Raw genomic sequence first — 12567 nt, forward strand, 5'->3', positions numbered from 1 at the left:
CGCGACCGGGCGGCCCGAGACCTTTCGAGGTTCTTACGGCTCACCAGGTGGTGAGCAGCAGATGGTTGACCAGCAGGGCGACCGTGGCCTGAACGGCCAGCCAGAACCGGCGGCCGGGGGCCGGGATCAGGGCGGCCCCGGCCATCAGCCAGACCGCGAACGGCAGCCAGATCCGTTCCACCTCGGCCTTGCTGTAGCCGGACACGTCGGCGACCAGGATCGCCAGCAGGGCCGCGACCGGCAGGACCGCCACCGGGCGCCACCGACGGGCCCTGCGCAGGATCACCGCCGCGGCCGGTCCGGCGCAGGCGACGAGCAGCGCGAGGTTGGCCCAGACCCAATAGGCGTACGGGCGGACGCTCGCCACTCCTTGGTAGTACCGGACCGTGACCAGCTGGTATCCCTCGAGCCACCAGAAGCCACCCAAAGTGAACGCGGCCGCCACCACGGCCGCCGCGCCGATGGCCACCGCGAGAATCCGCCAGGCGCGGGTCGCGAGCACGACCACGGCGGCGGCCGGAACGACCAGCAACACCAGCCCGTACGACAGATAGAGGCACCCACCGAGCAGGAGCCCCGCCCCCACTGCGGCCCCCACGCGGCGGCCGGTCAGAGCCAGCGCGAGCAGAGCCAAGCCGGCGGCGGCGAAGCCGGCGAACAGCCCGTCGGCCGAGACCCCGATCCATACCGCCCCCGGGAACAGCGCCACGAACGGAACGGCCGCGCGGGCTGCGGATTCGTCGCCGAGCGCCCGGATGGTGACCGGCACGGCCACCGAGCACAGGGCGCCGGCGGCCACGCAGACGACGGCGGCCCAGCCGCCCCCGCCGAGCCCGATCCGGTCGAGGCCGACGAAGACCAGCAACGCGCCCGGCGGGTGACCGGAGACGTGGGTGCTCCAGGAATCGGGCTGGAAGTCGACGATGCGGTCCGCGAAGCCGCGCAGGAAGGCGGTGACGCCGGTGACCCCGGCGACCTCGCTGAGGTATTCGTGATCGGTGGTGAGCCGCCCGGCCAGCCCGCGCGACCACCCGTCGACCAGGGCCAGAGCCACGATCCAGGCCGCCGAGGTGGCGTAGCCGACCGCGAGCAGGCGGCGCCACGGCAGCGCCGCGGCGAGCCGTGGGCCGTACGCGACGACCGCCGTCGCCACCGCGAGCGCAAGGGGGGTGCCGGGGCCGAGGTGGGGCAGCCAGCGGCCGGTGAACGGCGCCGAACTGGCGTGCACCGGGCGCCCGGCCAGATAGAGAGCCGCACCGGCCACCGCCGCGAGCGCGATCAGCCCCAGGGCGGCACCGCCCGCGACCAGGTCGGCCCGGACGATCGCGAGCCGCGCCGGGCGGCGCGTCCTCACCGGCGCAGAGCGGCGTGGGCGAACTCGGCCATTCCCGCGGCCAGGCCGGTCGAGGCCGTGAAGCCCAGTTCGGCCGCGGCCCGGGCCGGGGAGGCCACGATGTGCCGCACGTCCCCGAGGCGGAACTCGCCGGTCACCACCGGCCGCGGGCCGTCGACGGCCCCGGCCAGCTCGGCCGCCATGGCGCCGATGGTCGCGGGCCGGCCCGAGGCCACGTTGAAGGCGCGGAACCCGGCCCGGTCGGCGCCCACGGCGGCCAGGTTGGCCCGGGCCACATCGGACACGTGCACGAAGTCGCGCCGCTGGCCCCCGTCCTCGAAGACCGACGGGGCCCGCCCGGCCTCCAGCGCGGACCGGAAGATGGCCGCGACCCCGCTGTACGGCGTGTCCCGGGGCATCCCCGGCCCGTACACGTTGTGGTAGCGCAACGCCGCCACCGACCCGCCGGTCTGCCGGGCCCAGGCCGCGCTCAGATGCTCCTGAGCGAGCTTCGTGGCCGCGTAGACACTGCGGGGGTCGAGCACGGCGTCCTCGTCGACCAGGGCCGGCGTCAGGTCGCGGCCGCAGCGGGGGCAGGGCGGTTCGAAGCGGCCCGCGGCCAGGTCGGCGATCTCGCGGGCCGCGGGCCGCACCGGGCCGTCGGCCGGGCAGGTGTAGGCGCCCTCCCCGTACACCACCATCGAACTGGCGAGCACCAACCGGCGCACATCCTGGCGGGCCATCGCGGCCAGCAGCACGGCCGTCCCGAGGTCGTTGCATCCGGCGTAGGCCGGCAGGTCGTCCAGGTCGACGCCCATGCCGACCATCGCCGCCTGGTGCACGACCACGTCGATGCCCTGCAGCACACCGGCCACTGTGGAGGCATCGCGAACGTCCCCGCGCACCAGTGGGGCGCCGTGAATGTCGCGGGGGAGCGGGCCGGAATGGGCGGCGGGGTGGGCCGAGTCGAGCACCCGCACCTCGTGCCCGGCATCGAGCAGGGCCGCGGTCACGTGGGTGCCGATGAAACCGGCGCCGCCGGTCACGAGTACGTGGGTCACGCCACCGAACCTAGACCCGCCGAAGCCGTTCGGGCGGGCCGCTGACCAGCACGTCAGCGGTTCGTAAGAACTTCCGGGGACGTAAGGAAGCGGTAAGGCGGTTCCGGCTCCGCGGCCGGTTCCCCGGGGCTAGCTTCGGCGTCCATGACCGACGTTGTGCTGCCCTGTCTGAACGAGGCGCCCGCCCTGCCCTGGCTGCTGGGCCGGATACCCGACGGCTACCGCGCGATCGTGGCCGACAACGGCTCGACCGACGGCACCGCCCACGTGGCCCGCGAGCTCGGCGCGTCCGTGGTGACCGTGCCCCGCCCCGGTTACGGCGCCGCCGTGCACGCCGGGGTCGTCGCGTCGGCCCCGGCCGACGGGGTCGTCTGCGTGATGGACGCCGACGGCTCCTTCGACCCGGCCGAGCTGCCCCGGCTGGCCGACCCGGTGCGGGCCGGGCGGGTGCGGCTCGCCGTCGCCCGCCGCCGGCCGACCACCCGCCGGGCCTGGCCGCCGCACGCCCGGCTCGGCAACGCCCTGCTGGCCCACCGGCTGCGCCGCGGCACCGGCCTGGACGTGCACGACATCGGCCCGATGCGGGCGGTCCGCCGCGACGACCTGCTGGCGCTCGATCTGCGCGACCGCCGCTTCGGCTATCCGCTGGAGCTGCTGATCGCCGCCGCCCGCGCCGGGTGGCCGGTGGCCGAGGTCGACGTGGCCTACCATCCGCGCGCCGCGGGAACGAAATCCAAGGTCAGCGGCACGGTACGGGGCACACTGCGCGCCGTCCGGGACATGAGCGCGGTGCTGGCCCGGTGAGCGCGCAGATCGTGGTGCTGGCCAAGACGCCGGTGCCGGGCCGGGTCAAGACTCGTCTCTGTCCACCGTGTACACCGCGGTCGGCGGCCCGGATCGCCGCGGCCGCGCTCGCCGACACCCTGGACGCCGTCGCCGCCACCCCGGCCGCGGCCCGGATCCTGGCCGTGGACGGGGATCTGGCCGCGCCGCCCGGGTGGGACCGGGTGTCCCAGCGCGGTGGCGCGCTCGGGGAACGGCTGGCCCACGCGTACGCCGACACGGCGCGACCGGGCCGGGCCACGCTGCTGATCGGCATGGACACCCCGCAGGCCGGACCGGCCCGGCTGGCCGAGGCCCTGACCCGGCTGGCCGGGGACGGGGTCGATGCGGTGCTCGGCCCGGCCCGGGACGGCGGGTGGTGGGCGCTGGGCCTGCGCGATCCCGTCCACGCACGAGTGTTGCGGGACGTTCCGATGTCGACCTACCTGACGGGCGAGCTGACCCGGGCCGCGCTCGTGGATCGTGGTCTGCGGATCGTCACCCTGCCCGTGCTGACCGACGTCGACACCGCCGCCGACGCGTACGCGGTGGCCGCGCTCTGCCCGGCCGGCAGCCGATTCGGCGCCGCTGTGGCCCTGGAGCTCACGGCATGACCGCCCTCGCGGTCTTCGACGCCGCCTTCGAACGCGCCGGCGCCGGATCGCCGGGCACTCTGACCGTCCACCACGACAGCGGGGCCGAGCACCACCTCGACGCGGCCGCCTGGTGCCGCGGCCGGCTGCCCGGCGACGACAGCCTGCTCGACCGCTGCCACGGTCCGGTCCTCGACATCGGCTGCGGGCCGGGCCGGCTCACCTACGCCCTCAACCGGCGCGGCCATCCCGCGCTCGGCATCGACATCAGCGCCGCCGCCGTGCGCCTGGCCCGGGCCCGCGGCGCCACCGCTCTGCTGCGCGATGTCTTCGGCCCGCTGCCCGGTGAGGGCCGGTGGCGGCATCTGCTGCTGGCCGACGGCAACATCGGCATCGGCGGCGACCCGGTGCGGCTGCTGCGCCGCTGCCGCGAACTGCTCGGCCCCGGCGGCCGGGTGCACGTCGAACTGGCCCCGCCCGGCACCCGCAGCTGGTCGGGCCCGGCCCGGATCACCGCCGGCGGGCCGGCTGCGGGTGAGCCGTTCCGATGGGCCGTGCTGGCCGTCAGTGATCTCTCCGTGCCGGCCGCCGCGGCCGGGTTGCGGGTCGCGCACACGTGGACGGAGGCGGGCCGATGGTTCGCGACGCTGGGCGGCTGATCCGGCACGTCCACAGCTGGATGAGCCGGCCGCTGCCGCCCCCGCCGGCCGCGCTGCGCCGGGGCCCGCTGCGGCGCGGCGCCTTCGACACCCGGGCCCGGTCGCCCCGGCTGACCAGCCTGCTCGGGGCCGCGCTGGGCGTCGCGTTCCTGATCTGCTTCGTGACCGGCCTGCTCAGCCATCTCATCCAGCACCCGCCGGCCTGGTTCGGCTGGCCGTCGCGGCCGGTCGGCCTCTACCGGGTCACCCAGGGCGTCCACGTGGCGACCGGCCTGGCCTCGGTGCCGCTGCTGGGCGCGAAGCTGTGGTCGGTCTACCCGAGGCTGTTCAGCTGGCCGCCGGTCCGCGACCCGGCCCACGCGATCGAGCGGGCGAGCATCGCCGCGCTGGTCGCCGCCGCCCTGTTCCAGCTGATCAGCGGCATCCTCAACATCGCCCGGTGGTACGAGCCGATGCCGTTCTTCTTCACCGCCGGCCACTACTGGTCGGCCTGGCTGGCCATCGGCGCCCTGCTGGCCCACATCGGCGTGCAGCTCCCGATCATCCGGACCGCGCTCACCCGGCCGTCCCCGGAGCACGCCCCGGCGGGCGCCCTCACCCGCCGCGGCCTGCTCGGCGCGGTCGGCGTCGCGGCCGGACTGATCACCGTGGCCACCGCCGGGCAGACCGTGGCCCCGCTCGCGCCGGTCTCGGTGCTCGCGCCGCGCCGGCCCCGGACCGGGCCGCAGCAGCTGCCGGTGAACAAGACCGCGGGCGGGGCCGGCGTCCGCGACGCCATCTTCGACCCGGCCTACCGGCTCGCCCTGACCGGGCCCGGCCGCACCGAGAGCCTGAGCCTGGCCGACCTGGCCGCCTTGCCCCAGCACACCGTGGTGCTGCCGATCAGCTGCGTCGAGGGCTGGAGTGCCACGGCGACCTGGACCGGGGTGCGGCTGCGCGACCTGATCGCCCGGGCCGGCCTCGACCCCGAGGGCGCCGAGGCCTACGTCGAGTCGCTCGAGGCCCGGGGGCGCTACCGGGCCACGACCGTGCCGCCACCGCACGCCCGGGACCCGTACACGCTGCTCGCCCTGCGACTCGGCGGTCAGCCGCTGCACCCCGACCACGGCTATCCGGCCCGGCTGATCGCGCCCAACCGGCCGGGCGTGCTGCAGACCAAGTGGGTCGGGCGGATCACCGTACGGAGGGCTTCGTGACAACCGTGCGGCGGGTGCTGATCGGGGCCGGCGGGCTGGTCATGGCCTACGCGGTGATCGGCGCCCTCACCGACGCCGACCTCAAAGGCGGCGCCTACGTCTTCCTCGTCGCGGTGCTGGTGGCCCACGACGCCGTCCTGCTGCCGCTGACCCTCGCCGCCGGCGCGCTGATCGGCCGCTTCGTCCCCGTCCGGTCGCGCACCCCGGTTCGCGCGGCGCTGCTGATCGGCCTGGCCGTGACCGTGGTGGCGACTCCGCTGGTGCTGGGCCGGGGCCGGGTCGCCGACAACCCGTCGATCCTGCCCCTCGACTACGGGCGGGGACTGCTCGAGATCTACGCCGCCATCGGGCTCGGAACCGGCCTGGCCTGGGCTGTCCGGCGTATTCGGGCCCGGCCTACGGGTAGTCGACGTAGGCGAAGCGGAGGGAGTCGGGGGACCAGCTGTTGACGTTGACGGTGCCCTGGCCGCCGTCGAGGGCGACGACCGTGCGCGGATTCCGCCAGTCGCCGCCCCGCACCAGCCGCAGCTCGACCGGAAGGTCGGCCGGGTGGCCCTGGGTGCCGGGCGGGTAGCTGAGGTAGAGCGCGTGCTCACCGTCCGGGGCGAAGTGCGGGAACCAGTTGACCCGTTCGTCGAAGGTCAGCTGTTCGACGTCGCTGCCGTCGGGCCGGATGCGGGCGATCTGGGCCTGCCCGGGGGAGAAGCGCTCGGTGTTGAAATAGATCCAGCCGCCGTCGGGCGAGTATTCCGGGCCGTCGTCGATGCCGCCGGGCGCGGTGAGCGGGCTGCCGCCGGTTCCATCGACGCCGATCGTGCGAAGGCTGGCGGTCGACCAGTCGTCCGGCTCGACGCCGACATAGGCCAGGGTGGCGCCGTCGGGGCTGACACCGTGCAGGAAGTGCCGGTGGTCGGCGTGGGTCACCCGGCGCCCCGGACCGCCGCTGAGCGAAGCCGCGTAGATGTGCCCGTCGTTGGCCGACATATAGATGGTGTTGCCCTTCGGGGCCGGCACGTGGTCGTTGTTCAGTTCGGGCACGCCCTCGAGCGGGATCGGGCGCGGTGGCTCGGACCCGTCGGCCGGCATGCTCCACAGCAGGCCGTCGCCGTTGAGGATCAGCTGGCCGTCGGCGGTCCAGTTGGGCGCCTCGAACAGGATCGTCGGGCTGCTGTGCACCACCGTGCCGGCGCCGGTGGCGACGTCGTGGACGTGGATGCGGCAGGACTGACCGTCGGCCAGCTTGCGGGCGTACGCCATCGGAGTTCTCCCAGCAGTCGGCGACCCCAAGAACCACATGATCCTCGCGCAGATCGAACAGAGGCGCCACAGCGGGCCCTTTACCCGACCAATTGTCAGAGGTATTGGCATTCGGTGCTTGCGCATCCTCGATCCATATAGAAGCATGTCAGTGGCACATCGTTCGAGCCTTGCTGTGGCGGCGGCTTGCGATACCCACAAGGACTGAAAACTGAATGCCCGGATGACTCGATGGCCTGGTCGGAGGCCATAAGCGCATCACTGTAACGACAGTTAATTGAACGTTCGTGCACACCGCGCACCGCTATTCATGCGAATGTGCGCACTCCCTGGTGTGCCCACCCAGCGTTTCCCGAGAATGGCCATGAGGCTGTCGATGCGTCCTGGCCGCGCGGGCGACGGGATGCTCCACGGCCGCCACTGTGGAGCATCCCGTCCCGCCGGGATCCGCCGTCGAACCGAGCGGACCAGGGACCACCTCTGTGAGAACTTCTCCCTATGGGGCTATAGCGTTCCGCCCCGATGCGCGCCGGCTCACGGTCAGCGCGCCCAACGGCGAGCTGACGCTGTGGGACACGGCCGATCCGGCCCGCCCCCAGCCGGCCGGGCGGCTGCGCCTGGGCCGGGGCATCGTGGCCGCGGCCTGGAGCCCGGCCGCGACCGACATGCTGGCCACGGCGTCGGCCGACGGCTCGGGCGCGCTCTGGCGGCTGCGGGACGACCGTCCGCCCGAGGGCGTCGCGCGCTGGGCCGCCCTGCCCGACCGGCCCCGGCACGTCGGCTGGGTGGCCGGCGGGGCCTGGGTGTTCAGCATGACCGGCTCCGGCCGCACCTCGGTCTGGGACGTCGGCAGCGGCGCCTGCGTGGGCCGGGCCGAACTGACCGGCGGGCGGCCGGTGGTGGGCGCGCACTACCGCGGCAGCGAGGTCGTCGCGGTCACCGACAGCGGCTGGGCCCGGCTCTGGCGGCCCGGCCGGCGTCCGGGCGAGTGGGTGAAGCTGACCGACAAGCCGGTCAGTGCCTGCACCTGGTCGAGCACGCTGCTGGTGGTGGCCGGCCCGGACGGTCAGGCGACCTGCTTCGACGCCGAGTTCCGCCCGGCCCACCGCCTGCGCGTGGCCCGGGACCGCCCGCGCGCGCTGGCCTGCGCCGACGACGGCCGCCTGGTCGCCTCGTTCGGCGACGACCAGGCAGTGGCGCTCGACCGCGACGGCTCCGTGCGCTGGGTGACCTCACTGCGGGCCCGGTCCCTGCAGATCGCCGGCGATCTCGTCGCCACGAGCGGCGGCCTGCTCCGCCCGACCCTGCTCACGCTGGCCGACGGCAAGGAGCCGCTAGCTCCTTAGGGCCGGTTCGACGCCGATGCGGTCGGCCGGCATCGGGCGGGCGAAATAGAAGCCCTGGGCCCGCCGGTAGCCCATGGCCGTCAGCAGTTCGGCCTGCTCGATCGTCTCGACACCCTCGGCAACTGTCTCGACATTCATGGCCTGAGCGAGTTGCAGCACGGCGCGGGCGATGGCGTCGCGGCCCGGCACGGGGACGAACGAGCGGTCGAGCTTGATCTGGTCGACCGGGCAGTCGACCAGCAGGCTCAGCGTCGATGCCCCGGTGCCGAAGTCGTCGAGCGCGATCCGGACCCCCAGCGCCCGCACCGCGGCCAGGTTGGAGCCGATGGTGGGCCCGGACGCGGCGAACGTGGTCGACCCGGCCCAGACCGGCACCACGACCAGGTGGAGGGCGAACAGCACCCCGGCGGCCAGGACGGTGGACATGTTCAGGGCCGGCGTGACCTTCTCGCCCCGGGTCATGGGCCGCATCGGCAGCAGCAGCACCGCGCCGACCATGAAGAACATCGACTACTCATCGGCCGCGGAACGGCCGACTTTAGCCGCGCGGGCCGGGTGGTCGGCGCTACCGTGAACAAACGTTTGTATCGGGTGTGTGAACGCTTGTGAACTCTTCTGACGCTGGTAATCGGCTGTTCGGGCGAGTCTCCGGCCCAAGTGTTGCGGTCTTGCTGTGAACAACAGGCAGGCTCTTGTTCACTCTCACGTTATCCGGTAGAACTCCGTTCACGGCCTGTTGGGCCGGCCAGCCGTTCGGCTCTAGGAGGACCACTCATGGCTCCGCCAAACATTTCTCGTCGCGGCCTGCTTCAGCTCGGTGGCAGCGTGGCGCTTCTGATGACGACCGGCGCCTGCGCCGCCGGCAGCAAGGACAACCCGGAGTCCAAGGCCTCGGGCGGCCCGGCCGCGAGCACCCTGCGGATCGCCGTCTCGAGCTACCTGTCGAGCTGGGACCAGGACTTCGTGGGCTTCGACCTGACCGCGTTGATGCTGTTCAAGAACGTGTACCCATACATGATCGACTATGGCGTGACCAAGGCCGGGGACAGCGAGATCCTCGACACCGCGAACATCACGCCCACCTTCGCCGAGTCGTTCGAGCCGGACAGCACCCAGAAGATCTGGACGCTCAAGCTGCGTCAGGGCGTCAAGTTCGCCAGCGGCAACGAGATGAAGGCGGCCGACGTCAAGTGGTCCAAGGACCGCGCGTTCGCGGCCCAGGCCAACGTGGCCGGCATCTACCGCACCATCGGCCTGACCAAGGCCGAGCAGGTCATCGTCAAGGACGACTACACGGTCGAGTTCCACCAGGAGTTCCCGAGCGCCCTGACCAAGCAGATCCAGGCCATCTCGCTCTACGTCTTCGACTCGGTCGAGGCCAAGAAGCACGCCACCGACGCCGACCCGTGGGCCAAGGAATGGTTCGCCAAGAACGCGCCCACCGGCGGCTACTTCAACGTCAGCAAGGCCACCCAGGGCCAGGAGATCGAGCTGACCGCCAACACCGGCTACCCGGGCACCGACGGGGCCAAGACCCCGACCATCCGGCTCTCGGTCGTGCCGGCCGCGGCCAACCAGCGGCTGCAGCTGCAGGCGGGCGACATCGACATCGCCCTCGGCATCACCGGCCAGGACCTGCAGGACCTGAAGAAGGTCGAGGGGGTCAAGGTGCTCTCGGCGGCCAGCAACAACCAGGTCGCGATCCAGATGTCGGTCACCACGGCGCCGTTCGACGACGTGAACGTCCGTAAGGCCCTGGCTTACGCGGTGCCCTACGAGCAGATCATCAAGAACGTGTACGGGGGCGACGCGCGGCCCACCAAGAGCCTGGTGCCGCTGGACATGCCCGGCTACGCCGAGACCGGCTACCCGTTCACGTACGACATCGAGAAGGCCAAGCAGGCCCTCGCGGCGTCGGGCAAGACCAGCATCAGCTCGGAGCTGGTGTTCGCCTCCGACAGCGACGAGCAGCAGAAGATCGCCGTGCAGGTGCAGGCCGAGGCGGCCAAGGCCGGGATCACCCTCAAGCTGACCCCGCTCGACCCGGCCACACTGGGCGAGCGCCGGGGCCAGAAGAGCATCCCGCTGCAGATCACCACCGGTCAGCTCTGGGTCAACGACGTCGAGTACATGCTGGCCACCAGCTTCGTCAAGGGCGCCGCCCTGAACTACTCGAACTACACCAACCCCGAGATCGAAGAGATCTACACCAAGTCGCACACCACCGTCGACGACGCCGCCCGCCAGCAGCTGTGGGCCCAGGTGCAGACCATCCTGGCCGCCGACGTGCCCTGGGTGATCATCTGTCAACCCAACTTCAACCTTCCCGTACGCGAGAAGGTCGCGGGCTGGGTGCAGCCGATGGACGGCCTCGCGCGTCTCCGTTACCTGAGCGCATCGGCCTGATCCCGTGCGAATTCTGCGTTTCGTCGGTCGCCGGCTGCTCCAGCTGATCCCGGTTCTGCTCGGGGTGGTCGTGCTGACCTTCCTGCTGGTGCGCGTGCTGCCCGGTGACCCGATCCGCAGCATCCTCGGGCCCAACGCGACCGAGGCCGATGCGGACGCCGCGCGCGCCCGCTTCGGCCTCGATCAGCCCATCTGGAAACAGTTCCTGGACTATCTGGGCGGGCTCGTCACCGGTGACTTCGGCACCTCGATCCAGAGCGGCGCCTCGGTCACCGGCGAGATGGCGCTGCGCCTCGGGCCCACCCTGGAACTGGTGTTCATCGCGGTGTCGATCGCCATCGTGCTGGCCATCTGGCTCGGCATCTGGTCGGCACGGCGGGCCGACACCGTCGGCGATCATTCCGTACGGATCTTCGCCCTGTTCGGCAACTCGATACCCGAGTTCTGGCTGGGCCTGGTGCTGATCCTGGTCGGCTATGCCGCCCTGGGCTGGTTCCCGGCGCCCAGCGGCCGCGTCGACCCCGACACCAACCTCACCCCGCTGACCGGGGCCGACCTGATCGACGCGCTGATCACCGGCAATGGGCCGGCCATCAGCTCGTCGGCCGCGCACCTCGTGCTGCCGGTGCTGACCCTGGTCATCGGCGTGCTGGCGCCCCTGCTGCGCAGCGTCCGGGCCTCGGCCCTGGAAGTGCTGCGATCCGAGGCGTACGCCGCGGCCGCCGCCCACGGCCTGCCGGAGCGCACGCTGCTGCGCGGCTACCTGCGGCGGGCCACCCTCGTCCGGTTGCCGTCGCTGGCCGCGCTGGTCTTCGGCACCGCGCTCGGCTCGACGGTCCTGGTCGAGTACGTCTACTCGTGGCAGGGCTTCGGCCAGTGGGCGCTGCGCGGGCTGCTCTACCGCGACTACCCGGTCGTGCAGGCGTCCGTGCTGATCATCGCCTTCGCCTACGTGCTGGTCTTCCTCATCGCCGACGTCGTGCACGCCTGGCTCGACCCGAGGGTGAAAATCTGATGGCCTCACTCGAGATGCTGCCGGTCGTCTCCGGCACCAAGGACGGCCGGTTCGCCAAAGCCCTCATCTATGTGGGCAGCGGCATCCTGATCGTCGCCGCCCTGGCCGCGATCTTCGCCCCGCTGCTGAGCTCGTGGGGCCCGAAAGAGATCGACCCGTCCGGCACCCTGGCCGCGCCCGGCGGCGAACACCTGCTCGGCAGCGACGGCAACGGCATGGACGTGTGGAGCCGGGTGCTGCACGCGGCCCGCATCGACCTCGGCATCGCCGTGCTGGCGGTGGCCCTGGCCGTGGTCGTGGGCACGCTGCTCGGCCTGCTCGCCGGCTACCTGGGCGGCTGGGTCGACGACGTGCTGATGCGCATCGTCGACATCTTCCAGGCGTTCCCCACGTTCATCCTGGCCCTCGCGGTGTCGGCCCTGCTCGGCGGCGGCTTCTTCAACCTGGTGATCACGATCGCCGCGGTCAATGCCCCGGCGTACGCCCGGCTGGTGCGAGCCGAGGTGCGGACCTTGCGCGAGATGCAGTACATCGAGGCGGCCAAGACCTCCGGCGCGTCCACGCTCGGCATCATGTGGCGCCACCTGCTGCCCAACAGCCTGACCCCGGTCCGCGTCATCGCCCCGCTCAACTGCGGCTGGGCCATGCTCACCCTGGCCGGCCTGTCCTTCCTCGGCCTGGGCGTAACGGTGCCCACGGCCGAGTGGGGCTCGATGATCAGCCTCGGCACCTCGGACGTGGTAGCCGGCCGCTGGTGGACCTCGGTCCCACCCGGCCTGGCCCTGCTCGTGTGCGTCCTCGGCTTCAGCCTGCTCGGCGAGGGCCTCCAGGAACGCGCCGACGCCAAGAGCCGGCGGTGACCATGCCCAGCTCCAGCGA

General features: G+C 72.6%; 13 protein-coding genes. 9 read left to right on the forward strand and 4 right to left on the reverse strand.

Going from position 1 to position 12567, the window contains the following annotated elements:
• Positions 1–40: 40 nt before the first annotated feature.
• Positions 41–1354 carry a hypothetical protein gene (locus M1L60_RS25940; RefSeq protein ID WP_253240121.1) on the reverse strand — a complete coding sequence of 438 codons (1314 nt, stop codon included), beginning with the start codon at positions 1352–1354 and terminating at the stop codon, positions 41–43.
• The gene (locus M1L60_RS25945) at positions 1351–2394 is read right to left on the reverse strand and encodes an NAD-dependent epimerase/dehydratase family protein (protein ID WP_253240122.1); all 1044 of its coding nucleotides are present in this window, start codon (positions 2392–2394) and stop codon (positions 1351–1353) included. The genes M1L60_RS25940 and M1L60_RS25945 overlap by 4 nt, the downstream gene beginning before the upstream one ends.
• A gap of 144 nt (positions 2395–2538) precedes the next feature.
• Here M1L60_RS25945 and M1L60_RS25950 point away from each other — a divergent pair, with 144 nt between their 5' ends.
• The 5 genes from M1L60_RS25950 to M1L60_RS25970 are packed head-to-tail and all read left to right on the forward strand — an operon-like array spanning position 2539 to position 6113.
• On the forward strand, positions 2539–3198 hold the full coding sequence (locus M1L60_RS25950; protein WP_253240123.1) for a glycosyltransferase family 2 protein: 660 nt from the start codon (positions 2539–2541) through the stop codon (positions 3196–3198).
• Positions 3195–3830, forward strand: a complete 636-nt coding sequence (locus M1L60_RS25955) for a TIGR04282 family arsenosugar biosynthesis glycosyltransferase (RefSeq protein ID WP_253240124.1) — start codon at positions 3195–3197, stop codon at positions 3828–3830. The genes M1L60_RS25950 and M1L60_RS25955 overlap by 4 nt, the downstream gene beginning before the upstream one ends.
• Entirely contained in the window at positions 3827–4468 is a 642-nt protein-coding gene (locus M1L60_RS25960) for a methyltransferase domain-containing protein (RefSeq protein WP_253240125.1), read from the forward strand. The genes M1L60_RS25955 and M1L60_RS25960 overlap by 4 nt, the downstream gene beginning before the upstream one ends.
• Positions 4444–5664, forward strand: coding sequence for a molybdopterin-dependent oxidoreductase (locus M1L60_RS25965; RefSeq protein ID WP_253240126.1), 1221 nt, complete (start codon positions 4444–4446; stop codon positions 5662–5664). The genes M1L60_RS25960 and M1L60_RS25965 overlap by 25 nt, the downstream gene beginning before the upstream one ends.
• Positions 5661–6113, forward strand: a complete 453-nt coding sequence (locus M1L60_RS25970) for a hypothetical protein (protein ID WP_253240127.1) — start codon at positions 5661–5663, stop codon at positions 6111–6113. The genes M1L60_RS25965 and M1L60_RS25970 overlap by 4 nt, the downstream gene beginning before the upstream one ends.
• Here M1L60_RS25970 and M1L60_RS25975 read toward each other — a convergent pair.
• On the reverse strand, positions 6061–6921 hold the full coding sequence (locus M1L60_RS25975) for a TolB family protein (protein ID WP_253240128.1): 861 nt from the start codon (positions 6919–6921) through the stop codon (positions 6061–6063). The genes M1L60_RS25970 and M1L60_RS25975 overlap by 53 nt on opposite strands.
• A gap of 482 nt (positions 6922–7403) precedes the next feature.
• On the opposite strand from M1L60_RS25975, the gene M1L60_RS25980 reads away from it, so the two are divergent.
• The gene (locus tag M1L60_RS25980; protein ID WP_253240129.1) at positions 7404–8267 is read left to right on the forward strand and encodes a WD40 repeat domain-containing protein; all 864 of its coding nucleotides are present in this window, start codon (positions 7404–7406) and stop codon (positions 8265–8267) included.
• Here the strand turns inward: M1L60_RS25980 and M1L60_RS25985 are convergent.
• Positions 8256–8774 carry an EAL domain-containing protein gene (locus M1L60_RS25985; RefSeq protein ID WP_253240130.1) on the reverse strand — a complete coding sequence of 173 codons (519 nt, stop codon included), beginning with the start codon at positions 8772–8774 and terminating at the stop codon, positions 8256–8258. The two genes, M1L60_RS25980 and M1L60_RS25985, sit on opposite strands and share 12 nt — an antisense overlap.
• A gap of 318 nt (positions 8775–9092) precedes the next feature.
• Between M1L60_RS25985 and M1L60_RS25990 the strand changes: the two genes are divergently transcribed.
• Genes M1L60_RS25990 through M1L60_RS26000 form a run of 3 tightly spaced genes read left to right on the forward strand, consistent with a single transcriptional unit; the run spans position 9093 to position 12548 of the window.
• Positions 9093–10673, forward strand: coding sequence for an ABC transporter substrate-binding protein (locus tag M1L60_RS25990; protein WP_253240131.1), 1581 nt, complete (start codon positions 9093–9095; stop codon positions 10671–10673).
• Positions 10674–10677: 4 nt separating this feature from the next.
• Positions 10678–11688, forward strand: a complete 1011-nt coding sequence (locus M1L60_RS25995) for an ABC transporter permease (protein ID WP_253240132.1) — start codon at positions 10678–10680, stop codon at positions 11686–11688.
• The gene (locus tag M1L60_RS26000; protein WP_253240133.1) at positions 11688–12548 is read left to right on the forward strand and encodes an ABC transporter permease; all 861 of its coding nucleotides are present in this window, start codon (positions 11688–11690) and stop codon (positions 12546–12548) included. The genes M1L60_RS25995 and M1L60_RS26000 overlap by 1 nt, the downstream gene beginning before the upstream one ends.
• Positions 12549–12567 lie beyond the last annotated feature (19 nt).

Source organism: Paractinoplanes aksuensis, assembly GCF_024137025.1.
In the GTDB taxonomy this organism is placed as follows: Bacteria; Actinomycetota; Actinomycetes; order Mycobacteriales; family Micromonosporaceae; genus Actinoplanes; species Actinoplanes aksuensis.

Excerpts from the sequence above, each read along its gene's own strand:
- M1L60_RS25965 (WP_253240126.1), top strand. The coding sequence starts at position 4,444 with ATGGTTCGCGACGCTGGGCGGCTGATCCGGCACGTCCACAGCTGGATG.
- M1L60_RS25985 (WP_253240130.1), bottom strand. The coding sequence starts at position 8,774 with ATGTTCTTCATGGTCGGCGCGGTGCTGCTGCTGCCGATGCGGCCCATG.
- M1L60_RS25975 (WP_253240128.1), bottom strand. The coding sequence starts at position 6,921 with ATGGCGTACGCCCGCAAGCTGGCCGACGGTCAGTCCTGCCGCATCCAC.
- M1L60_RS25960 (WP_253240125.1), top strand. The coding sequence starts at position 3,827 with ATGACCGCCCTCGCGGTCTTCGACGCCGCCTTCGAACGCGCCGGCGCC.
- M1L60_RS26000 (WP_253240133.1), top strand. The coding sequence starts at position 11,688 with ATGGCCTCACTCGAGATGCTGCCGGTCGTCTCCGGCACCAAGGACGGC.
- M1L60_RS25950 (WP_253240123.1), top strand. The coding sequence starts at position 2,539 with ATGACCGACGTTGTGCTGCCCTGTCTGAACGAGGCGCCCGCCCTGCCC.